General features: G+C 58.9%; 23 protein-coding genes. 17 read left to right on the top strand and 6 right to left on the bottom strand.

The window, feature by feature from the left end:
* Window positions 1-181 precede the first annotated feature (181 nt).
* The 4 genes from thiD to ACSEXW_RS19990 all read left to right on the top strand — a co-directional run bounded on the left by thiD (window position 182) and on the right by ACSEXW_RS19990 (window position 2351).
* Complete coding sequence (thiD, locus tag ACSEXW_RS20005; RefSeq protein WP_438447945.1) at window positions 182-982, top strand: bifunctional hydroxymethylpyrimidine kinase/phosphomethylpyrimidine kinase; 801 nt, start codon at window positions 182-184, stop codon at window positions 980-982.
* A 7-nt stretch (window positions 983-989) separates the two neighbouring features.
* Window positions 990-1121 carry a hypothetical protein gene (locus ACSEXW_RS20000; RefSeq protein WP_438447944.1) on the top strand — a complete coding sequence of 44 codons (132 nt, stop codon included), beginning with the start codon at window positions 990-992 and terminating at the stop codon, window positions 1119-1121.
* 4 nt (window positions 1122-1125) lie between these two features.
* Window positions 1126-1551: a DUF86 domain-containing protein gene (locus ACSEXW_RS19995; protein ID WP_438447943.1), complete on the top strand. Its 426-nt coding sequence runs from the start codon at window positions 1126-1128 to the stop codon at window positions 1549-1551.
* Between the two features lie 128 nt (window positions 1552-1679).
* The gene (locus ACSEXW_RS19990) at window positions 1680-2351 is read left to right on the top strand and encodes a helix-turn-helix transcriptional regulator (protein ID WP_438447942.1); all 672 of its coding nucleotides are present in this window, start codon (window positions 1680-1682) and stop codon (window positions 2349-2351) included.
* 15 nt (window positions 2352-2366) lie between these two features.
* Here the strand turns inward: ACSEXW_RS19990 and ACSEXW_RS19985 are convergent, their stop codons facing one another.
* Together ACSEXW_RS19985 and ACSEXW_RS19980 are read right to left on the bottom strand one after the other, a co-directional pair.
* Entirely contained in the window at window positions 2367-3641 is a 1275-nt protein-coding gene (locus ACSEXW_RS19985) for an MFS transporter (protein WP_438447941.1), read from the bottom strand.
* 652 nt (window positions 3642-4293) lie between these two features.
* Window positions 4294-4959 carry a bifunctional 4-hydroxy-2-oxoglutarate aldolase/2-dehydro-3-deoxy-phosphogluconate aldolase gene (locus ACSEXW_RS19980; protein ID WP_438447940.1) on the bottom strand — a complete coding sequence of 222 codons (666 nt, stop codon included), beginning with the start codon at window positions 4957-4959 and terminating at the stop codon, window positions 4294-4296.
* A gap of 176 nt (window positions 4960-5135) precedes the next feature.
* Between ACSEXW_RS19980 and selD the strand changes: the two genes are divergently transcribed.
* The 6 genes from selD to ACSEXW_RS19950 all read left to right on the top strand — a co-directional run bounded on the left by selD (window position 5136) and on the right by ACSEXW_RS19950 (window position 10004).
* Window positions 5136-6200 (top strand): selenide, water dikinase SelD, encoded by a 1065-nt coding sequence (gene selD, locus ACSEXW_RS19975; RefSeq protein WP_438447939.1) that lies wholly within the window; start codon window positions 5136-5138, stop codon window positions 6198-6200.
* 15 nt (window positions 6201-6215) lie between these two features.
* Window positions 6216-7238 carry a tRNA 2-selenouridine(34) synthase MnmH gene (mnmH, locus tag ACSEXW_RS19970; protein WP_438447938.1) on the top strand — a complete coding sequence of 341 codons (1023 nt, stop codon included), beginning with the start codon at window positions 6216-6218 and terminating at the stop codon, window positions 7236-7238.
* A gap of 192 nt (window positions 7239-7430) precedes the next feature.
* Window positions 7431-7901: a DUF948 domain-containing protein gene (locus ACSEXW_RS19965; protein ID WP_438447937.1), complete on the top strand. Its 471-nt coding sequence runs from the start codon at window positions 7431-7433 to the stop codon at window positions 7899-7901.
* 3 nt (window positions 7902-7904) lie between these two features.
* Complete coding sequence (locus ACSEXW_RS19960) at window positions 7905-8366, top strand: YtxH domain-containing protein (RefSeq protein ID WP_438447936.1); 462 nt, start codon at window positions 7905-7907, stop codon at window positions 8364-8366.
* Between the two features lie 188 nt (window positions 8367-8554).
* Window positions 8555-9238 carry a C40 family peptidase gene (locus ACSEXW_RS19955; RefSeq protein WP_438447935.1) on the top strand — a complete coding sequence of 228 codons (684 nt, stop codon included), beginning with the start codon at window positions 8555-8557 and terminating at the stop codon, window positions 9236-9238.
* Between the two features lie 178 nt (window positions 9239-9416).
* Window positions 9417-10004: a YueI family protein gene (locus tag ACSEXW_RS19950; protein WP_438447934.1), complete on the top strand. Its 588-nt coding sequence runs from the start codon at window positions 9417-9419 to the stop codon at window positions 10002-10004.
* A gap of 2 nt (window positions 10005-10006) precedes the next feature.
* Here ACSEXW_RS19950 and ACSEXW_RS19945 read toward each other — a convergent pair whose 3' ends face one another.
* From ACSEXW_RS19945 to ACSEXW_RS19935, 3 genes are all read right to left on the bottom strand, one after another.
* A complete protein-coding gene (locus ACSEXW_RS19945; protein ID WP_438447933.1) occupies window positions 10007-11146 on the bottom strand; it encodes a phosphodiester glycosidase family protein in 1140 nt (379 codons plus the stop codon).
* 107 nt (window positions 11147-11253) lie between these two features.
* Window positions 11254-12630 carry a putative bifunctional diguanylate cyclase/phosphodiesterase gene (locus ACSEXW_RS19940; protein ID WP_438447932.1) on the bottom strand — a complete coding sequence of 459 codons (1377 nt, stop codon included), beginning with the start codon at window positions 12628-12630 and terminating at the stop codon, window positions 11254-11256.
* Window positions 12631-12708: 78 nt separating this feature from the next.
* A complete protein-coding gene (locus ACSEXW_RS19935; RefSeq protein ID WP_438447931.1) occupies window positions 12709-13578 on the bottom strand; it encodes an AraC family transcriptional regulator in 870 nt (289 codons plus the stop codon).
* 128 nt (window positions 13579-13706) lie between these two features.
* Here ACSEXW_RS19935 and ACSEXW_RS19930 point away from each other — a divergent pair, with 128 nt between their 5' ends.
* Complete coding sequence (locus tag ACSEXW_RS19930) at window positions 13707-14138, top strand: disulfide oxidoreductase (protein ID WP_438447930.1); 432 nt, start codon at window positions 13707-13709, stop codon at window positions 14136-14138.
* 123 nt (window positions 14139-14261) lie between these two features.
* Window positions 14262-15560, top strand: a complete 1299-nt coding sequence (locus ACSEXW_RS19925; RefSeq protein ID WP_438447929.1) for an alpha-glucosidase/alpha-galactosidase — start codon at window positions 14262-14264, stop codon at window positions 15558-15560.
* Between the two features lie 156 nt (window positions 15561-15716).
* Here ACSEXW_RS19925 and ACSEXW_RS19920 read toward each other — a convergent pair whose 3' ends face one another.
* Complete coding sequence (locus ACSEXW_RS19920) at window positions 15717-16199, bottom strand: hypothetical protein (protein ID WP_438447928.1); 483 nt, start codon at window positions 16197-16199, stop codon at window positions 15717-15719.
* A 214-nt stretch (window positions 16200-16413) separates the two neighbouring features.
* On the opposite strand from ACSEXW_RS19920, the gene ACSEXW_RS19915 reads away from it, so the two are divergent.
* The 5 genes from ACSEXW_RS19915 to ACSEXW_RS19895 all read left to right on the top strand — a co-directional run bounded on the left by ACSEXW_RS19915 (window position 16414) and on the right by ACSEXW_RS19895 (window position 22816).
* The gene (locus ACSEXW_RS19915; RefSeq protein WP_438447927.1) at window positions 16414-17190 is read left to right on the top strand and encodes a potassium channel family protein; all 777 of its coding nucleotides are present in this window, start codon (window positions 16414-16416) and stop codon (window positions 17188-17190) included.
* Between the two features lie 90 nt (window positions 17191-17280).
* On the top strand, window positions 17281-18276 hold the full coding sequence (locus ACSEXW_RS19910; protein WP_438447926.1) for a polysaccharide deacetylase family protein: 996 nt from the start codon (window positions 17281-17283) through the stop codon (window positions 18274-18276).
* Window positions 18277-18387: 111 nt separating this feature from the next.
* Complete coding sequence (gene racE, locus ACSEXW_RS19905; protein WP_438447925.1) at window positions 18388-19197, top strand: glutamate racemase; 810 nt, start codon at window positions 18388-18390, stop codon at window positions 19195-19197.
* 278 nt (window positions 19198-19475) lie between these two features.
* On the top strand, window positions 19476-20996 hold the full coding sequence (locus tag ACSEXW_RS19900) for a family 43 glycosylhydrolase (RefSeq protein WP_438447924.1): 1521 nt from the start codon (window positions 19476-19478) through the stop codon (window positions 20994-20996).
* A gap of 218 nt (window positions 20997-21214) precedes the next feature.
* Window positions 21215-22816, top strand: coding sequence for a helix-turn-helix domain-containing protein (locus ACSEXW_RS19895; RefSeq protein ID WP_438447923.1), 1602 nt, complete (start codon window positions 21215-21217; stop codon window positions 22814-22816).
* Window positions 22817-22818 lie beyond the last annotated feature (2 nt).

The raw sequence follows: 22818 nt of genomic DNA, 5'->3' as shown, positions 1-22818 counted from the left end.
GGACCTCCCGTTGAAGACGATGAATGGCGAACCTGCTTGCTCCTTACTATACCAAAGGAGCGTGCGTCACTGGAAGACCCCGCCCATGGTCGGCTTGACGGTGAACGGGCCCGCCGATAAACTGGTAAATAGTTTAGAACAACTACAGACCATTATGTTCCCATTACCAGGAGGAATTCCGATGCCAAGCGTAGCCAAAGCATTGACCATCGCCGGCTCCGACAGCGGAGGCGGGGCGGGCATCCAGGCGGATCTGAAGACATTTCAGATGCTGGATGTTTTCGGCATGTCCGCCATCACTGCGGTGACGGCCCAGAATACGTTGGGAGTTACGGGCATTTACGACGTGCCCTTGGAGGGAATCGAGAAGCAGATCGACGCTGTGGCGTCGGATCTGGGCGTGGATGCGGTCAAGACGGGCATGCTCTCCCAGCCCGCCGTCATCGAGCTGGTTGCCGCCAAGGTCAAGGAGCACGGTTTTCCATACCTGGTGGTGGATCCCGTCATGATCGCCAAAGGCGGCGCCTCGCTCCTAGCCGAGTCAGCCAAGGACGTCCTGCGGCGGGTGCTGCTGCCGCTGGCTTCCGTGGTGACGCCGAATGTGCCGGAAGCGGAGGTGCTGATCGGCCGGCCTATCCGGAGCCGGGAGGACATGCTTACCGCCGCGCGCATCATCGTGGAGGAGCAGGGCGCCAAGGCGGTGGTGGTGAAGGGCGGCCACATGGAGGGCGAGCCGGTGGACGTGGTGTATGACGGCAGGGAGAGCCTGCTGCTGCAGGGCGTCCGTTATGAAACCCGCCACACTCACGGCACGGGCTGCACGTTCAGCGCGGCCATCACCGCCTGTTTGGCCCGGGGCGACAGCTTAGAGACCGCCGTACGAACCGCCAAGGATTTCATTACCTGTGCCATCCGCGAGGAGCTCGGCATCGGCGCAGGACACGGTCCGACCAACCATTGGGCTTACTCCCGGAAGAGGTGAATCCATCATGACCGAACCGAAGATGTCGTTGGAGTACCCGATGCAAGCGGTAACGCTGGTTTTTGTATTGGCGGTAACCTTTGCGGGCATGCTCCTGTGGACGAAGTGGAAAAAACGGAACAAAGGAAAGAAGGGATGAGCCCATGTACTTTGTGAATCTCGGACAGATCGAGGACCGGCTGGAGCTCCTGCCTGGTCTCACGGATACGGCCGAACGGATCACGGGGGCGTGGAATCCGGAGGATCCCGTGCTGAGAGCGGCTCTGGAACGGGTGGTACACTTGGCTCTGGAGGCCGTCACGGATATCGGAAGTCTTCTCATCGACGGCTTCATCATGCGGGATGCGGCCAGCTACGAGGACATCGTGGACATCATGCGCGACGAGAAGATTACGGAGGGCGCCCATGCGGATTATCTAATTCGTCTGGTCCGGCTCCGCCGGCCGCTGGTGCAGGACGTGCGGTCCTTGGACCACGGGGAGCTGGTGGAGGTAGCCCGGCACTTCGGCACGGAGCTTCCGGTGTTTATGGAGGGTGTCCGCGCCTTCGTCGCCAAGGAAACGGCCTGACGAGGGCCGATTAGGGCTGGAAGGAGGCCGGATGGAGGCATCCGCCCGATTTTCGAAACATTTATGTATGTTAATTTTACTTGTGTTCACAAATCCGTTACAATTAAGGCTGACAGGGAGGTGATAGTTTGAGCAAAGATCAAGATTCGTCTACTCGAAAAGTGCTGTTAACCATGATGAAGACGCGGGGCTGCCTGTCGGTCAACGAGATGGCCAAGGAGCTGGGGATCACGGAAATGGCGGTTCGCCGGCATCTGAATACCCTCGAGCGGGACGGATTGATCGAAGCGAAGATCTCCCGGCAAGCCATGGGCCGGCCCTCTCACCTCTACTCCTTGACGATGGCGGCTGACGACCTCTTCCCCAAGAACTATCACATGCTGACCCTGGACCTCCTGGAGGAGCTGGGAGCGGAGGAAGGCCAGAGCACGGTCGGACGCCTGTTCGAGCGGCGGAAGCAGAAGCTGCTCGACAAGTACGCTGCTCGGATGGAAGGCAAGGATCTGGAGGAGCGGGTAGCAGAGCTGGCCGACATCCAGAATTCCAGCGGGTATATGGTGGATGTGGTGAAAAAAGAGGATGGCGGCTTCGTGTTGAACGAGTTCAACTGCCCCATCACCCAGGTGGCCAACCAGTACGACGAAGCCTGCTCCTGCGAGCTGAGCTTGTTCAGGAGACTCCTGGACGCCGATGTGGAACGGACCGAATGCATCTCGAAGGGCGGGGGCAAATGCTCCTACCGGATCACTCCGGCATCCGAAGGAAAAACGGAAGAACATCAGAACGGATCATCCGAATGAGGGATGGTCCGTTTTTTATCCGTTGATGGCGGAGGAGGATGGGGACACGCCGGAGGCCTTCGTGCGCCGCTTCAGCAGAATGGCGAAGGCGGTACACAAGAGAGCGCAGAGCCCGATGAACAGATAGCCTGCCTGAAGACCGGCCTTGAGCGCTTCCTCCGAGTCGCGGCCTGCTGAGGAGGCCAGTGCCTGGACCCCATCTGTGATGAAGCCGATCAAGAGGTTGCCCGTCACGGTCGAAACACCCATCAGGGTGACCGTGAACGTGATGGCCGAGCCGGTGCTGCGGGGATAACGTTTGGAGAGGAACGCCATGACCGTAGGATACACCGGCGCGATGCCGATGCCGGCCGCGGCAAACAGGAAAGCGCCATTCTCCCCGGTGAACACCGCGAACAGGCTGCACAGCCCGGAGAAGGCCGAGAAGACGGCGATGGAGGGCAGGTAGCCGAACCGGTCGGTCACCGGCCCCAACAGCAGCCGCGCGAGCATGAAGCAGATGAAGAAGGCCGACAGCATCCCGGAGGCGGCGGCAGGCTCCCAGCGGTATACCTTTTCCATGTAGTTGACGAGCCATCCGCCGACGGCCAGCTCGGAGATGACGCCGAAGGAAAGAATGGCCACGATGCACCAAGCCGTGGGGTCCTTAACGTAATCCCGAAGAGGAACCCGGGGTTCTGAAGAGCCGGATGCCGCTTCGTCCGGGAAGCGGGCCGCCAGGGCGGGGATCACCGGAATCAGGGATAGGGCGAGCATGATGAGGTACATCCCGCGCCAGCCGAGTCCGGTCCCGTGATACGGGACATCCATCAGCGACGAGGCGGCCAGTGGAGCGGCGGCGGAGCTGAGTCCGTAGAAGAAATGGGCCAGGTTCATCATGGTCCCTGTGTTCCGAAGGAAGATCCGCGCCGCCAGGATGGCCAGCGCGATCTCCAGCATGCCGTTGCCGATGTACATCAGGAAGTAGGAACCCGCGAACAGTGAGCCGCTGGCGGATACACTGATTAGTACGCCGGATACGGTCATGGAGACAAACGCCAGGATCGTGGTCCAGCGGATCCCGATCCGATGGGCGAGCCGGTCGGTGAACAGGCAGGCCAGCAGATAACCGAAGGAGTTCAGGGCCAGCAAGAGCCCGATCTGCAGCTCGCTAAGGCTGAAGTCGGACTGGATTCGGGGCAGTGCCGGGCCTTTGACATTTTCCGAGAAGCCGAAAACCAGGAAACCGATGAATACGACGGCCGGCAGCAAGATCCGGTTCCATCGAGGTGATTTTGTGAGTGGCGGCATGGAGTTGGGAGCCTCCCCATTTTGAATATGCCCACACTATAGCACAGGAGGGGAAGGTTGGATAGCCGGGATATTCGACGGGACCCTCGCATCGGTACTGGCAAGAGCACGGGCAGACTGAGGGTGACGGCGTTGTGCAGATCAGCTGCGGTGGACGAGCCCACTGGGCAAATGTGGCTGGCAGGGCGGGGCGTGTACTGGCGCTTAGGATGGCCGTCTCTGAGCCACTGCAACAATAAAACGGACAGCCGAGATAGGCTGTCCGTTTGTATATCGCGTTCCGGGATGATGGATTGACTGCATTTGTAGTTAGTTGTGAGCATTCGGCGGGATTCGGCGGGACTAAGTGCAAAAACGGTATTTAGTTGGCGAGCATACGCGGGATTATTGCAAAATGGCGGAAACGAAGTGCAGAAAATCCGCTTAGTCCCTCCGAACCGCGTCGTGTGGGTCGGCTAAGGACAAGAAATCCATCTAGCTGTAGAGAGCCGCCATCCGCCAGCCCATCCAGCGGCGCTCACCGGTGCAAGCGTACACCCGACGCTAGCTCCATCTGCGCAGCCGCACGAAGCCACGCTCCCCGCACCGCAGCCGCACTGCGCAGTCACTCCAAACACTGCGCACCGCTCACCCGCCCCGCACCCGCTCGGATCTACTCTGCTTCCAGCTCGGCCACCGTGGCGCGCACGGTGCCGATCAGCGCGGCGGCCCGCTTGCTGAGCGCCTCGTAATCACCGGCCGCCAGCTCCTGCCGGTTGATCACGGCGCTGCCGACGCCGATGCCTCTGCAGCCGGCGCGCAAATACTCCGCGGCGTTCCCTTCGTGGACGCCGCCCACGGCCAGGAGCGGGATGTGGCTGTATGGCCCCATCAGCTCCTTCACATACCCCGGCCCGAAGGTGGAGGCCGGGAACAGCTTCACGGCCGTGGCCCCCGACTTCCAAGCCTTGGCCACTTCGGTGGGGGTCAGCGCGCCCGGATAAACGGGGAGGTTCTCCTCCACCCCGTATTGGATCACGCGCTTGTCCGTATTCGGCGTCACGAAGAACGACGCCCCGGCCTCCGCCGCGGCTTTGGCGTCCGACGTGTCGAGGACGGTGCCGGCGCCGAGGAACATTTTGCGTCCCAGGTGCTTGTGCAGGTCCTTAATCATATAATAAGCCCCCACCGTATTCAAGGTGACCTCCAGCATCCGGATGCCACCCTCGTAAAGCGCCTCCGCCAGAGGGAGGATCTTGTCCCGTTCCACCCCGCGCACGATCACGACCGTACGGGTCTTCTCGAATAACTCCAGGCCTTCCTCGCGGTCCATTGCCATAGCGGCTTCCCCCATCCTTGAATGGAATCATCTTCCGAAGTTTTCCCATCTGCCTACCATGATACACCATTTCCCTGCCCATCGCATCTTGGGCACGGCCTCGATGGTTTCACTTCCGGCGGAGAGTATGGTAATCTCAATACATAGAAGATCGCTGAAGAAAGGATGTTCAACCCATGTCCCAACCCGATAAACTGAAGCTCACCTCCCTCTCCTCCAAAGGCGGCTGCGGCTGCAAGATCGGTCCCGCCGACCTGGCCCAAGTCCTGCGCCAGCTTCCGCCCGCAGAAGCGAACCCCAACCTGCTGGTCGGTCTTGACACCAGCGACGATGCCGGCGTGTACAAGCTTACCGACGAGCTGGCTCTGGTCCAGACGGTAGACTTCTTCACTCCCATCGTGGACGAGCCCTATGCCTTCGGCCAGGTCGCTGCGGCCAACGCCATCAGCGACATCTATGCCATGGGCGGCAAGCCGCTGACGGCGCTGAACATCGTGGCTTTCCCCATCCACAAGCTGGACAAATCCGTCCTGGCCGATATTCTTCGCGGCGCCGGAGATAAGATGAAGGAGGCCGGCGTCACACTGGTGGGCGGCCACTCCATCGATGATAATGAGCCCAAGTTCGGATTGGCCGTGACCGGCTTGGTCCACCCGGACCGGGTCCGGACCAATGCAGGGGCCAAGCCGGGCGACCGGCTCATCCTGACGAAGCCCATCGGAGTCGGCATTCTGACCACCTCCATCAAGAAGGATCAGCTGAACGAGGCCGAGGTGGCGCGTGTAACCGAAGTCATGGCCACGCTGAACAAGACGGCAGCCGAGACCATGGAGCCTTACACCGTACACGCCTGCACGGACGTTACGGGCTTCGGGCTGATGGGCCACTCTCTGGAGATGGCCAAGGGTAGCGGAGTGGGCATCACCATCGATGCCGGAGCCGTTCCCTTCCTGCCGAGAGTCCGGGAGCTGGCGGAGGCCGGTTTCATCCCGGGCGGCACCAAGAATAACCACGCCCATGTGGAATGCTCGGTGGACTTCCCGGAACCCATGGACGCCGTCAGCCGCTTCATGCTGTGCGACGCCGTTACCTCCGGCGGTCTTCTGATCGCGGTGGAGGGCTCCGAGGCCGAGCGTCTGCTCCAGGATCTTCAGAGCCGCGGCGTTCAGGCGGCCCTGATCGGCTCCGTGACGGAGGAACAAGAAGGCCGCATCACGATCACCGGATCGATAACAGCATAAGAGGAGCGGTTGGTCTTGTTTCAGGATCTGACGATCGAAGAATTTTTGACGAGAATGAAGAACGGGGAGCTGACGGTGGTAGACGTCCGCTCCGAATCCGAATATGAGGATTCCAGCATCCCGGGAAGCCGGAACATCCCCTTGTTCGATGACGAGGAGCGCCGGGAGGTCGGCACCCTTTATAAGCAGGTCAGTGTAGATGCGGCCAAGGAAAAGGGCTTGGAGATCGTATCCCGCAAGCTGCCTGCATTCATCAAGGAGCTGGAGTCTCTGCCGGGCAAGAAGGCGGTGTTCTGCTGGCGGGGCGGCATGCGGTCCAAGACCACGGCCACCCTGATGAGCCTGTACGGCATCCGGGTATACCGGCTGTACGGCGGCTTCCGGGCTTACCGCAAGTGGGTTGTCGAGACGCTGGAGTCCTATGCGGTCCGGCCGCCCTGCTATGTCATCCACGGCCATACCGGCACCGGCAAGACGAAGATTCTGAAGATGCTGACGAATCAGGGAGAAGCGGCGATCGATCTGGAGGGCTTGGCCGGCCACCGGGGCTCCATCTTCGGTCAGGTCGGTCTGAAGCCCAACAACCAGAAGACCTTCGAATCGCTTCTGGTGGCGGATCTCTTCCGCACGGATACAGCCGAACGGATCTGGCTGGAGGCGGAAAGCAAGCGCGTAGGCAAGGTGGTCCTGCCCGAGTTCCTGGTTGCGGCTAAGGAGAGCGGGAAGCACTTCCGCATCGACCTACCGATGGAGGAGCGGGTACGCAACATCATCGAGGATTACCGCCCTGAGGAGCACAGGGAGGAATGCTTGAAGGCCTTCGACGTGATCGAACGCCGGATCCATACCCCGGTAGCTAATGAGATCAAGGCTCACCTGCTGGCGGCGCGTTATGCCGAAGCCGTGGAGCTCCTCCTGATCCATTACTATGACCCGCGCTACGAGCATGCGGCTTCCCAATATGCGGAGGAGCCCGTAGTGATATCGGCCCGGACAACGGAGGAGGCGGCGGAGAAGCTCCTGCAAGCGGTCCGCTAGCCCGATGACGTATAGCTTCGCACATGATCTCCGGGGAGCCGGGCTTCCAGCCTGCGCTCCCTGCGGGATTTTTTTTGTTTTTTTGTGTCAAAAAGTCCGGACCGTCTTATAATGGAACTATGAATTGGGCATTCGTCTAGAGGCTCCAACGGTCCTACCAGAATATGAAGTCTATGAAACGGGGTGATCCTCATGCTGATCGGAATCAGCGCCGCCGTTGCCGCAGCCGCATTTGCCGTGCTGGCCGTCTATCTCATCACGCTCATCCAGACGGCCAAACGTTCTCTCGATCATACGAATGAGACTCTGAATCTCATTCGTACGGAGATCGAGAGCGTCCGCATCCAGAGCGTCAGTCTGATGGCGGCCGGCGAGAAGCTGGTGAAGGAAGCGGAAGCGAAGCTCCATACCTTGGATCCCATTGCCAGCAGCGTGAAGCAGACGGGAGAAGCCATCGAGCAGGTGACCACCTCCATGAAGGAGGTATCCGCAGCGGTTTCCCGGTCCGCCTCCGGCATTGGCCAGACGCTGGAGCGCAATACCGTCCGGTTCTCCGAGATAGCGGAATATGCGGCGATGGGAGTCCAGCTGTGGCAGAAGTGGCAGTCGCACAGAACGGCGAAGGCAGCAAGCAAAGCCCAAGTCCAAACGATGGAGGAATGAGCGATGACGAACAAGCGGAACGGAAAAGAGTTTTTGGTCGGTGCCGTAGTAGGCAGCGTACTGGGAGCGGTAACGGCCCTTCTCCTGGCACCCAAGTCCGGGAAGGAGCTGCGTTCGGACCTCTCTGAGCAGTATGGCAAGGTCAGCGACAAGACCGTGGAGATTGCAGGTGTTGTCGGGGCCAAGACCCAGGAAATTGCAGGGGTCGTCGGTGCCAAGACGCATGAGATTGCCGGCGTGGTCGGTGCGAAGAGCCAAGAGATCGCCAAGACCGTAGGCGAGCATACCGGTGAGATCGTCGGCAAAGCCAAGGACGTAGCCGGGGTTGTCGCTACCGAAGTGAAGGCTTGGAGGGAAGCTCGGAAGGAAGCGTCCGCCGGTGCGGAGGCAGTGGAGATCGAAGGCTCAGTCGTAGAGGAAGAGCCGGTGGCGGTCGTACACGCCGTGGAAGAAGAAACGAAGTAATGCCGGGAATACCCGCGTGATCCCAGCGTCCGCCGGAGTCGATCGACTCCGGCGGACGCTTTCTTTCCAGCCGTTCCCTGGTGGAAAAGGACCTATAGTCCTATTCGCAAATGCGTCCCTGTGGGGTATGGTGGAAGCAGGCCTCTATCAACAAGAATCTACCAACGAAGATGAGGAGGAACACCATCATGAGAAAACCGCTGATCTTGTTCACCGCCGCTTCCCTTCTGCTAGGCTCCGCCGCATCCGAAGTTATTCTCCCCTCTCCCGCCCGTGCCGAAACGGTCTATTCGGTTACGCTGAAAGCGGGAACCAGCAGTACGGCCGTCACCGTTCTTCAGAATAATCTGAAGGAGCTGGGCTACTTTACATACCCGACGGCTACAGGCTATTACGGCAGTATCACAACTGCATCCGTAAGCGCTTACCAGTCCGCCTATGGACTGCCTGCCACCGGTAATGCGGATCCGGCTACACTGACCTCCATTGACCATGCACTGGTCAAGAAGAAGCTCGCTGCCGATACGTATACTTATCTGAGAACGCCCTATGTCTGGGGGGGAGCCACGCCGAATCCGGGCTTTGACTGCTCGGGCTTCGTGTACTTCATGTTCACCAAGTTCGGAGTCAGCACCGTCCGGACGACTTCGGACAATCTCTACAAGACCGGCAGCTTCGTCCCCCGCGCATCTCTCCAACCGGGAGATCTGGTGTTCTTCAGCATCGGGGGCACCGGAAGTGTGGACCATGTCGGCTTCTATCTGGGCAACAATCAATTTATGTCCGCCACCCGTTCCGCCGGGATCTATCCCCAATCCCTCGACAGCACCTATTGGGGACCTAAGTATATGGGGGCCAAGCGCGTGTATTGATGCTGATTCCCGCCAGTAGGACCGAGGGAGCTTTCCGGAAGGGAAGCTCCTTTTTTGCTTGTCTAACGTTCACACAAAAGTCCCAACTGAAGGCGAAGCGATTCTGTGCATAATACCGTAGAATAAGGGAATAAGATGGAAATCTGTACGCTGCAGTCACAATAGAGGAGGAAGCGGAATGAACGGACAGTCTCCGAAGGATGAGGCCCTAACGGGCTTTGCAGGAAAAAGCGGGCTGGAGCAGACACTCCAGGCAGGGATTCACGGTGCTCCCGAGCTCCACAAGGAGGAGAAGAACCGGTTTTTGGGCGAATTCCGGGAACGGGTGCTCCGGATGCTGACCCGCAGCCAGGTGGGAGAGCCGGTGGCATACCCGGAGATCGAGTCCGCCTTGAAGGATCCGAGAGCCTCCTATATGGTCGTACACGGGGATATCAGCAGCAAGGCGCTGGACAAATACAAGAAGCTGGCTCAGGCTGCCGGCAAGCCGGTAACGGCGCGGCATGATGAGGATTTTGCTGGGGAAACGGGGCTTGTGGTCGTTTCGAAATCAGCGGTGTACGTCGAGCAGGTGGAGGTGGAGGGACGAAGGGAGAAGCTGCGGAAGCGGGGATTGCCCGAGCAGCTGATCGATGCGGCCGGGGAGGCGGTCTGCAAGGACTGCTACCACAAGGTGCAGGAGCTGGCGCCGGAGGAGCTCAAGCATTACCGGCTGATCCCCGCGATCAGCCGGCTTCTCGGGGAGGACTGCCCCGGACACGAATAGATTTACCACTTGGAGGGGTCGATCTTCTTGGGATCGATCCCTTCCCATACGTTCTTGATGTTGACGGTGGAATCCTCGAACACGAGGAAGGCCGTGGGAAGATACCGCTCTCCGTATTCGCTGGAAGGCTTGTTGATAATCTGGTTATCCTTCACGAGAACCGTGGAGGAGCCGCCGTCCAGATTCGCGGCGATGATGGCTCCCCGCTCCAGGAACAGCTTCTGCACGTCATAGAGGGTGGCGCCAATGCTGTGGGTCTGGCGGCCGTCGATGACCGCGAACATGATGGTGCCGTCCGCCTTCTGGGCGATGGAGGTCCGGGGCGCGATGCCCCAGCCGTCCTCCGGTCCCTTGATGGCGCCCTCCCCGTTGACGATGAAGCGCGGCGAGAAGGTGACCGCCTCGTTGACCTTCATCTGGAGGAGCTCGTTGGGGGAATACTTGCCGGCGATGAGCTTGCCCTCGGCATCGATGCCCACAATATGCATCTTGGCGTTCTTATCGGCGTCGAGATAGAAGATCTTGCCTCCGGACATGACGATTCCGGCCGGCTGGAAGCCATTGCCCTTCCATTCCGGATCGACGAAGCCTCCGGCGTTGACGCCGGCCAAGGCTCCCGTGCGCTTGACCATGCTGGAGACCTTTTCCCCCTTGCCGTACTTCTCAGGAACGACGATCCGCAGCTTCTTGGGGTCATGAACGTACAGGATGTAGCCCTTGAAGCCTTTGCCTTCTACGGGCTCCACCTCGAGAAGCTCCTTCTTCTTCACTTCGGAGGCCGGGGCGGAGGAAGGGATCACCGGGACCTGGACGACGGCTTCGTCGGCGTACTCATCGAAGCGGTCCCAATAGGCCTGAACCCTCCGGTCCAGCTCCCGCTGTCCCACCAGGTACTTGCCCCAATGGCGGTGCTGGGTGGTGATCAGGGTGTCCACCATAACATTGCGGAGCCGGGTTCCGGAGGGAGTCAGATAGAACCAGGCCAGGAAGACGGAACATACAAGCGTGCCGATGATGGCCGTATAAGAGAGCACTTTAAGAAAAGGATGCCGGGAGCGGGAGCGCTTCCGGCTTCGTTTGGGCGGAAGACCGGGCTCGAGCTGCACGGGTGCGGCGGACGGGCCGGACGGTAAGGATGACATACAGGAATAAGCCTCCATTCAATCGATCGATTGCTCACCCTATATACGCGGCCCTGGCGCCAAAAGTTGCAGCCTTCCGCCTCGTCCAGACGGCCGGAGACAAGAAGCTAGGGCGCAGAGCGCTCCAGCAGGGAAGCAAAACGGGAGGCTGGAACCGGAGGGCTGAACAGGAAGCCCTGTGCAAAGCCGCACCCGAGCTGGTTCAGGCACTGGCGCTGCTCCTCGGTTTCCACACCTTCTGCCATGGCCCGCATCCCCAGGCTTCGGGCCATGGAGATCAAGGAGGCCAGCATGGCTCTGCCCTTGGGATCGCAGAGGGCCTCGGGCAGAAGTGAACGGTCGATCTTCAGCGTATGGAAGGGGTAACGAACCAGACAGCTGTAGGAGGAATAACCGGTGCCGAAGTCGTCCAGCGCCAGGCGGATTCCAAACCGTTTCAGCCGCTGCAGCGTTTCTTCTATCGATATCGTGCTGCCAATAGGCATGCTCTCCGTGATCTCCAGCATGAGGGAGGAGGGCGGCAGACCGTGCTTCCGGACGGTCTCTTCGACGAGATCGCCGAAGGTGGGATGGGCCAGCTGGGCGGCGGAGACATTGACGGACAGCTCCAGATCCGCATGTCCCGACCGTATCCAGGCGGCAAGCTGGCTGCAGGCCTCCTCCAGTACCCAGCCTCCGATGGGAACCATGAGGTCCGATTGTTCGGCGGCAGGGATGAAGGCGGAGGGGGGGACGTCCCCCAAGCGGGGATGGCTCCATCGCAGCAGAGCCTCTGCGCCCGTGAGCTTTCCCGTGTCCAGCTCGACGATGGGCTGATAATAGACGGTGAGCTGGCTTAGAGAAACCGCGCGGGACAGCTCGCTCTCGATGGACAGCACCCGGTCCGAGGCGGCCCGCATCTCCGGCAGGTACATCCGGTAACAGCCACCGCCATGCTTCTTGGCGGCATGCAGAGCCAGAACGGCCCGGTGCATCAGCTCATCGGCCCTGGGCCCATCGTAAGGGTACAGGCTGACCCCCGCACTGGCGGACACGGTCAGCGGCTCTCCGTCCAGCATGAAGGGGGAGGAGACCGCAGCCAGCATCCGCTTCAGCCGGCGGCAGAGCTCCGGCGTATGGCCCATGCCGGGGACAATCAGATAGAATTGATCTCCGGAATACCGGTATAAGACCGTGCCTTCAGGGGAGCATGCGGTGAGGCGGCGGGCGGTCTCCGCCAGCAATAGATCTCCCAGCCGGTGGCCGTAACGAAGGTTCACGGACCGGAAGCGGTCCAGATCCAGAAGAACCAGGGCAAAGGCTCTGCAGGCGGGACGATGGGAGCCGCAGCCCACGTACCGGTCCAGCAGGACGGGAAACCGGCGGCCATCCGGCAGACCGGTTACCGGATCGGCGGAGCCGTCCGGATCGGGAAGCGCTTGCTTGCCGCAGCGGTAAGATTCGGACGGCTCGGGTTCAGGCGGAAGGGTGGAATCGGGAATCATGGCAGGTATCGCCTCCGTGATGGGTGTCTAACGGTTAAGACAGGACGGAGTGTCGAAATGTAACGGGAATTGGCGAATTTATTCCGTCCCCTCCGGTACTGCCGGACCGGCCGCCAAGCTCCGCCGGTATTCCGTAGGAGATTGACCGCAGCTTCTTTTGAACTGCTTGGAGAAGTACAGCGGGTCCGTATAGCCGACGGAGGCCGCAACCTGCTCCACTGTCAAGGGCTCCGCCAGGAGGAGCTTGGCCCGCTCCATGCGGATCTGCAGCAGGAATTCCATGGGGGACATGCCGGTCTCACGCTTGAACATCTTGGAAAGGTGGGTCCGGTGGTACCCCAGGTTCTGGGCCATATGCTCAATGGAGATCGGCTGGGCATACTGGAGGGTCAGCCAGCGGACGGCCTGCTCCACCTGGCGCTTGATCTCGGAGGTCGGCTCCAGACCCCGCTTAAGGTCCCCGGCTCGCCCCTGCACCAGCTCCGCCAGTGCCAAGCGGGTCCAGCCCCCGGCCTCCAGGTCGCAGGCCGGGCCGCCCTTGCGGAGCACCTGCTCGATCCGCTTGAACAGGCCGGCCGTCCGATTGCTGTAGGGTACGTCCATGACGGGACGGTGGGGCGTGATGCCCAGGCGGCCCAGCAGCTCGTCCGCCTGCCGGCCCCGCATGCCGATCCAGCGGTATTCCCAGGGCTCCGCCGGGTCCGCATCGTACCGGACCAGCTCGCCGGGGAAGATCATGAAGGCGCCGCCCTTGCCGACGGGGTAGCTGTTGCCCGCGCAGTAGTAGGTGCCCCGTCCGGACAGGACGAAGTGGAGGAGATAGTGGTCGTGGACCAAGGGGCCCACCCGGTGGTCGTGGGAGGTCTGGGAATAGCCGCTGAACAGAATGCCCAGCTCCCCGCCCCGCGCTGGATGGGGATTGATGGCGACGGTGTAGTTCAGATCCATAGATGCACCCCGCAAGTTCGCATATCGCTGCCGCCCGGCGGCTGCGATTCTTTCTTCATGATGCAGGAACAAGAAGGCGAAAGCAAGAATATGTTTCGTATGCCAATTGAGTTCAGGAGGATTATGACATGAGCACCAAGTTTACGAAGGAAAACAGCTTGTTCTTGGCTTGGGTGGTGGCCGTAACGGCTACGCTGGGCAGCTTGTACTTCTCGGAGATCATGCAGTACATTCCCTGCAAGCTGTGCTGGATCCAACGGATCTTCATGTATCCGCTGGCTATCCTGCTGGGGATCGCCACCGTGAAGAAAGACTACAAAATCACCGGGTATGTTCTTTCCCTTACGATCCCTGGAGGGCTGGTGTCCCTCTATCATTATTTGTACGAGAAGACGGACTGGTTCCATGCGGCCAGCAACTTTTGCGGGGAGAATCCTTGCGATATCGAATACATCAACTGGTTCGGCTTCGTGACCATTCCGTTCCTTGCCCTGGTGGCATTCATCCTAATCACGGTTGCGATGATCATGCTCCGCCGCGTTCAGAACCGGTGGAACTAAACGACATTCCTCCATGCGGAAGTGGCTTCCTTCCATGGTATGTCCCCGGCCCCATCCGTTAAGATTAGGGCTGTAAGGGCTTCCGGCGAAGCCCAATGACCACACCGCAGGAGGATGAAATCCATGTCCAAGATCACCTTTATGGGTGCCGGCAGCACCGTCTTCGCCAAGAATGTGTTGGGCGACTGCATGCTCACCCCCGCGCTTCAGGAATTTGAGCTGGCGCTCTACGACATCGACCTGGAGAGGCTGAAGGATTCGGAGAACATGCTGCAGAATCTGAAGCAATCCCTGGACAGCAGCTGCACCGTCAAGGCCTACACCGATCGCAAGGAAGCGCTGCGCGGCGCCAAGTACGTGGTGAATGCCATCCAAGTCGGGGGCTATGATCCCTGCACCATTACGGATTTCGAGATTCCCAAGAAGTATCAGCTGCGCCAAACCATTGCGGATACCCTGGGGATCGGCGGCATCTTCCGGAACCTCCGGACCATCCCCGTCATGCTGGATTTTGCCCGTGACATGCAGGAGGTTTGTCCGGACGCTTGGTTCCTAAATTACACCAATCCGATGGCCGTGCTGACCAACGCCATGATCACCCTGGGCGGGATCAAGACGGTGGGGCTGTGCCACAGCGTACAGGTCTGCGTGCCGCATCTCTTCAAGGATCTGGGCATGGACGATACCGGGGTGCAGTCGAAGATCGCGGGCATCAACCATATGGCCTGGCTGCTGGAAGTGACCAAGGACGGGCAGGATCTGTATCCGGAGATCAAGCGCCGCGCAAGAGAGAAGCAGGAGACTCCGCACCACGACATGGTCCGCTATGAGATGATGTTCCGCTTCGGCTACTACATTACCGAGTCTTCCGAGCACAACGCGGAGTACCATCCCTACTTCATCAAACGCAGCTATCCGGAGCTGATCGAGCGCTTCAACATTCCTCTGGACGAGTACCCGCGCCGCTGCGTGAATCAGATAGAGGGCTGGAAGTCCATGCGCGAGGAGCTTGTGAACAATAAGAGCCTGGAGCACTGCCGTTCCCGGGAGTATGCCTCCTACATCCTGGATGCCATGGAGACCGACCACCCCTTCAAGATCGGCGGCAACGTCATCAATACGGGGCTTATCCCCAATCTGCCTAAGGAAGCTTGCGTCGAGGTGCCGTGCCTGGTGGACCGGAGCGGCATTACCCCCACTTATGTGGGAGACCTGCCTCCGCAGCTGGCTGCACTCAACCGGACGAACATCAACACCCAGCTCTTGACGCTGGAAGCAGCCAGAACCGGCAAGAAGGAGCATATTTACCATGCAGCCCTGCTGGACCCGCATACCTCCGCCGAGCTGTCCATCGACGACATCGTGTCCCTCTGCGACGATCTGATCGAAGCGCATGGGGACTGGCTGCCCAAGTTCAAGTAACCGGTTGGCGGCAAAAAAAAGTACCCGCAGCTCCAAGCTGCGGGTCGGAAGAATTGCTATATTATCAAAAGGGGGTTGAGTACAATATACCCCGTGAACATTAAAGGAACATGAATGGAATATTTCATTTGGATTACAAATAAAACGGCCTCCTGATTATTTCAGGAGGTCGTCTACTTTCCGCTTCATGGAGGCTACCGTCGTCCGCTTGTACCGGATGCCCAGCATGAGCACGCGGAGCTGCTGCTTGCGGGTCAGCCGGCGGAAGCGGGGCTCCTGCTTCATGAAGCTGCGGATGATGGACCAAGCTGCAGGCTCCACCCGGTCCCGGCTCAGATCCGGCACCGGGAACGGCAGCTTGGGCTTTCGCAGGCGGTCCCACCAGCCCTGGAGGCGGTCGGGCGCGGACCGGCCGTCGACCAGGCAGGGAACCTGGGTCCTCCTGGAGTGCTTCCGCAGCTGCTCGTAGCGGTCATTGCCCACGAGAACCGTGTATCCGCCGCCTTTGTTCTTGCGGACGACCAAGAGGTGCATGCAGTCCCAGGCGGTCTGGCGGAGCGCCTTGGATTTGGCGTTCCACTTGACCGCTGCGCCGGGCTTGATCTGATCCAAGGGAAGGTATTGGATGGCGAATTTCATGGTGAACGGCCCCCTCTCCGATGGTTCGGCTGTCGCCATGTTACAGAATATGCGCCTATCCGCCACTTTGTACATCCGCCTTCAGGAAAAAAGGGGCATTCGCCCGAATTTGAACTGTTCGTCCTGCGTCCGTTGGCGTATGATTAGGGCAACGACAGTTCGGCCGCGGCAGGTTGCCGGGGCCGCAGGAAGCAGAACGGAGCGCGGTATCTCTATGAAATCTTGGCGAGCTCTCTACGAATCCTTAGTTATTCTGATGGTGGTCACCTACGCGATTCTCCTGGTGTCCGCCCCGACGGGCCATCCCCTGTTGACCCAAACGAATCTGGACCGGATCGATTGGGCGGTGATCGCCTTCTTTGCCGTGGAATACATGATCCGGGTAGTCCGGTCCGCTGACAAATGGCGCTTCGTGCAGCGTAATTGGTTCGATCTGGTGGCGCTGATCCCCATCAACTCCACCTTCCGGCTGGCCCGCTTGATCCGGGTCATCCGGCTGATCCGCATCATCAAGGCTTCCCCGCTCCTGTGGAACATCGTCCGGTCCAAGCAGATCCAGATGATGCTGGTTTTCGCTACGGTGGTGATGGTCTGGAGCTCCGCCGGGATCTACTTCCTGGAGAACGGCGTGAACGGCAATATCAAGAACTACGGCGACGCCCTGTGGTGGTCCATCGTCACCACGACCACCGTCGGCTACGGGGACATCTCTCCCGTATCCTTCGGAGGACGTATCATCGCCGCATTCCTGATGATGACCGGCATCGGCATGATCGGAACGGTGACGGCGGCATTGGCCAACCACTGGGTGGAGTACTTCCAGCAGAAGGAGCCCCAGACGGAGACAGCCTCCAACCGGGTCCACGACGAGCTGAAGCGCCAAGCGGCAGGCTGGCTGGAGCGGGTGGAGGAGCTGACGGACGAGGAATACCGGTCGCTGCTTCTCAGCATGGAGGTGCTTCGCGGACAAGGAGGGGGCCCCCGGGAGTAGCGAGGGGAGTGTGAAGTTATCGCAAAGGACAGGAAAAGGCGCGTATGGTGTCGAAGAAGTCAGGGAGTCCATACATAGGAGGGAACCGGCTTGAAGCATCCGATCCATACCCGCATTCTGCCTGCCGTCACCGCTTGCGCGCTTCTGTTCGCCGCCTGCTCGGCTGAAGAGGAAAGCGCTTCTCCGAAGCCATCCGCGGCTTCAAGCATGAGCCCGGCATCGTCTGCGGCAGCCGCGGTCTCTCCGACACCGGAGCCGCCGGCAAGCAAGCCGTCCTCTTCTCCCAGCGTGGGCCCATCCCCGAGCCCCGTACCGAGTCCCAGTCCTTCGGCCGTCTCATCGGCTTCGCCATCCGCCACCCCGAAGCCGACGGTTAAGCCGGTGCCGGCACCGGGCGGCGCTTCCACCAAGGCCGTGTCCTGGTATTACATGAAGAAGAAGAAGGGCGAGGTTCCCGGCTTCCCGAACGAAATGAAGCAGCTGACACCGAATCAGAAGGTCGCTTGGGTCGGGACGGGCAAGAAGGTCTATCTGACCTTCGACACGGGCGGTCCCTTAGGTGAGTCGGACAAGCTGCTCCAGATTCTCAGGGATAACGGCGTGAAGGCGACTTTTTTCCTCGTAGGCTATAATGTGAAGCAGTATAAGACTTTCGCCAAGAAGGTGGCGGACGAAGGCCATCTCATCGGCAACCATACGATGACCCACAAGGACCTGACGACCATGAGCGACGACGAGGTGCGGAAGGAGCTGGGTGATTTTGCCCAGCTGATCAAGGACGTGACGGGCAAGCCGGTGGCGCCGCTGTTCCGCTTCCCCTACGGCGCTTACAGCATGCACCTTCTGGATCTGGTGAGCGAGATGGGCTACACCTCCGTTTTCTGGTCGACGGCCATGAAGGATTGGGAGCCACGGGCCAACGGTGCCGAGGATCCCTACAACGATATCATGAACGGTCTTCATGACGGCAACGTCATCCTGATGCACCAAGGGTCCAAGGAAAATATCGAAGCCCTGGAACGGATCATCCAGGATGTCAGGAAGGCCGGCTACGAATTCGCCGGATTGGAAGATCTGATGAAATAAAAATGGTTGCGTCCTCTCCGGTGAGTTTGTCCGGTACCTTTTGGATGGCGTATTCATATTCTGTAGAACGGAATAGGAATTCACCCTAACTGGTAAAGGATGCGTGTGTGCGTGCAGCAGGCGATAGCAGTTTTGGATTCGGGCGTAGGCGGGCTGACGGTTGCAGGCGAGATCATGAGACAGCTTCCGAAGGAACAGATCTTATATTTCGGCGATACTGCACGCGCCCCTTACGGACCCCGGTCGACGTCGGAGGTCTTGCATTTTACGAAACAGATTGTGGATTTTCTCCTGCTCCATCGACCCAAAATGATTGTGTTGGCCTGCAATACCGCCACTGCCGCAGCGCTTGAACCCATCCGTTCCTCCGTCACCATCCCCGTCATCGGCGTGATCGAGCCTGGTGCCCGCGCGGCCATCAAGCATACCCGCAGCCGGACCGTCGGTGTGATCGGAACGGAGGGGACCATCAAGAGCGGTGCATATGTGAAGGCGCTGGAGGACATTTCTCCCGGGATCCGGGTCACCGGTCTGGCCTGTCCCGCCTTCGTTCCGCTTGTGGAACAGGGACTGTACCGGACGGATTCGGCGCGCCGGATCGTTCGGGAGAGCCTGGCGCCCTTGGCGGGAGAGCAGCTGGATTGTCTGATTCTAGGCTGTACCCATTATCCGTTCCTGAGCGGCTTTATGTCTGAGGCCATGGGGCCCAGGGTGAAGCTGATCAATTCTGCGGACGAGACGGCCCGCGAGATCAGCGCCGTTCTGTATGCCGGCAGCATGCAGAACCCGAGCAGCGAGCCGCCGGAGCACCGCTTCTTCTGCAGCGGAGACCCGGTCCTCTTCGGCAGGATTGCCGAAGCATGGCTGCGCCGGCCTATTGATGTCACGCAGGTGACAGGAATGTTATCGAAGGTCCGCTAAGATCGGGGCGTACCCGGCTTGCCGGCTGTAATTCGAACCCATAACCTCATCTTGATAGGAATGAATGTGTCGAGCGACCATTCATTCCCAAGATGGGGTTTCTTTTATTTAGACCGGGATCACATCGGGGGGAAAGCGTAGCTTTTCAAAGGAAATCGATTGATTCCCATGTTTTCCATGGATTGGTGATCTCCTATACTTGAATGGCAAGGAAATCAATCGGAAAGGAGCCGAAGCTCAAAGAAATATCCCACCTTAATCACGAAAGGATGAAAATGATGAAAAGAATGGTAAAAAGGTTCTTGTGGATCCCCTATGTGCTTCTTGTGATGATTGCTTTGTTCGCTGCAGGAGTCACGGGCGTCAGTGCGTCCAGCCAAACGTTAATGAATGATGTGTTCTGGAAGGATACATCGAACAACCCGATCTATTCCCAAGGCGGAAATGTACTGAAGGTAGGAAATACCTATTACTGGTACGGGGTGAAGTACAACGGTGCCGTGACTTATTACAATAACCCTGCCGGCAAGAACAGCGATACCAGCTTCGCCGCAGTCACCTGCTATTCCTCGACGGATTTGGTTCATTGGACCTTCGAGGGGAATGTCATTACCGGTGCAACGGATGGGTCAACCTGGGATGCGGACTGGTTAGGAAGACTGGGGGTCGTGTACAATTCCAATACCCACCAATACGTCCTGGTCACCCAATATGTCGGACCGGCGGGCAGCGGAATCGCTTTTGCAACCAGCAGTACACCGACGGGGACATTTGCCTTCCATCACGTCCAGACATCCATAACGAATGTTGTGAACAACATGTCGGGGGACCAGTCGACCTTCGTGGATGACGACGGCAAAGCCTACCTGGTCCTGAGCAATGCGGAAGGGCGGAGCCATCTCTACGTGGCGGAGCTCCGGCCATCGGACTATCTGAATGTGGAACCGGCGACGAATGTGTACAACAGCTCAACAGGAGGGCGTGAAGGGAATGCCATGTTCAAATATAACGGGGTGTATTATTTATGCTCCTCGGACCTGCATGGATGGAATGCGTCCCAAACCTATTACATAACCGCAACCAATATCAAGGGGCCCTATTCCACTGAAGCCGTCATGAAGGGAACGGCAGCGGACTTTTCACATGTCTCGCAAACCTCCATGTTCATCAAGGTTCAGGGGACATCCGGCACCACTGTCTTATTCGCAGGGGACCGCTGGAGTGATTTCGCAGGCAACGGGATCGGCTACAACCAATGGGTCCCATTGTCGTTCAGCGGCACAACACCGGCCTTCCAGTCGTTAAGCCAATGGAATCTTGATGCGGCGGCAGGCACATGGAGCGTGGGCAGCGGCAACAACTACAGCTTGAACCCGAGCTATGAGGCGGACCGGGTCTCGCAGAATGCTCTTGCCGGCTGGATGACTTGGAGCAACATTACGACGGATCCGAACATCAATATAACGGGGGGCCATAGCGGTCGATGGGCGGCCACCCAATCCTCGACAGCAGCATACAGCGCGAGCCGGTATCAGAACTTGTCCAATCTGCCGAATGGCACTTATACCCTGAAGGTATGGGTTAAAAGCAGCGGAGGCCAGTCCACCGCGCAGATCTATGTAAAAAATTACGGGGGGACGGAGAAAACTTATCCCATCAATACGGCAATCAATACTTGGACGCAAATCACCATTCCCAATATTGCAGTCACCAACGGATCGGCACAAATCGGCGTTTATTCGGTGGCGGGCGCGAACCAATGGGTTAGGGTGGATGACTGGAGCTTCGTGAAAAATTGAACGTCCCCACTCTCCGGACGGATATGGCCGAAACCCGCATATAGTCCATCTGTATCCGTATATCATCAATTGGTTTCCCGAATGGGAGATGCTATATTTATAGGGATATCTTGGCCATAGGTATGAAGGAAGAGGGGTTCGTCCTGACGGACTCCTCTTTATCGATCTTATTGGAATGGAAACGGATATCCGATACGGAGAGGAAGGAGGCATTCTGTATGAAATTGTTGATCATAGATGATGAGTGCCAGACCCGAGACCTGCTGCAGCAATTTGTTGCATGGGAGGAGATCGGGATTTCCGAGGTAGCAGCCGCCAAGAACGGGATCATGGCTCTTGCTGTGGCCAAGGAGCTGTGTCCCGACATCATACTCTGTGATGTTCGAATGCCCAAGATGAACGGGATCGAATTTGCAACAGCTTACCGGCGGGAGGACCCTAGCAGTCAGATCATCTTCTTAAGCGGATTCTCCGATAAGGAGTATCTGAAATCCGCCATTCATTTGAAAGCGTTATCATACCTGGAGAAGCCGATCAATCTGGATGAAGTACGCCGGACCGTGGAGGAAGCCGTGGCGCTTCGAAGGGAAGAGCGAAGGACATCCTTGAACGCGAGGGTCAGGGAAGCGGAATTAGACCGCAGCCTGTCTGTTCTGAGACAGGAGATGGTCAAGCGGTTGATCTCCAATCCTTCCGGCGGGCATACGCTTCAGGCTCTGCGGAATACCGACACCTTCCTCCTTCCGCCCCGAGGGCCCTACAGTGTGGCGGTAGCCTCGCTTTATTGGAGCCCTCCTGATCACCCGGAGAATCCGGTTATGGTTCAGGAACGAATGCTGGACCTCATCGGACAGCATCCCAGGCTCCAGAGACATCAGGTATTGGCAGGCTTCGATGATAACAACTATCTGGTCCTGATATTTCCCGGTTCCTTCGGCAGCGCTTACCAGACGGGCAGGAAGTGGGTAGAGGATCTGCAGGATGAACTGAAAAAGATGGCAGGGCCCATGATCGATCTGCGGCTCGGGCTCGGAGAACCTGCGGCGGAGCTAATGGAGATCCCTCGCGCTTACCGGCAGGCTTGGAATGCAACCGCCTATCATTTCTATACCGATGGCCAATCCCCCGTCTTCGCCAGTGATATGGGAAAAAGCGGAAGTCCGCTCCAAACGGACTGGGATAAAATTCGTCGTCTCCGGGACGGACTGCGCAAGGGCGACATCCAGGGCGTGAAGGAAACGATTCGCCGTTGGACGGCCAGAGCCAGAGCTGCCCGTGATCTGGATATCCCACGGGTGAAGGACACTTACTTCCAGATGCTCCTGGCCGTCACGGATACGGCTGTGCAGCTTGGTGTGGCGGAGGATGCCGACAATGTGGAACGCCGGTATATCTGGAAGGAACTGGACCGGCTGCCGAGTCTGGATCTGCTCGAAGCGTACCTGCTGTCCTCTGTGGAGTCCTTTGACACTCCTGCCGAAGAGGGCATGGCGGGAAGTGGGAAAATACGGGAGATCATCCGATTCACCCATGCCCATTTTCATGAGAAGGGCTTCGGCATCCCGGCTATAGCGAAGCATGTGAAGCTGAGCGAGAATTACCTCTGTTCCTACTTCAAGAAGCAGCGAGGCCAGACGATCAAGGAGTTCATAACGGAAACCAAGCTGGAGAAGGCGAAGGAGCTGCTTCGGGAGCCGGATATGAAGCTGTATGAGGTGGCGACGCGGCTCGGTTTTGCGGATGCCAATTATTTCACAACCTTCTTCAAGCGATATGAGGGAATGACTCCCAGCGAATACCGGGACAGGTGGGGAGGTTAAGG

The organism is Oryzibacillus soli, assembly GCF_051594765.1.
Classification (GTDB): Bacteria; Bacillota; Bacilli; order Paenibacillales; family NBRC-103111; genus Paenibacillus_AR.
This window is presented reverse-complemented; position numbering and strand designations above follow the sequence as displayed.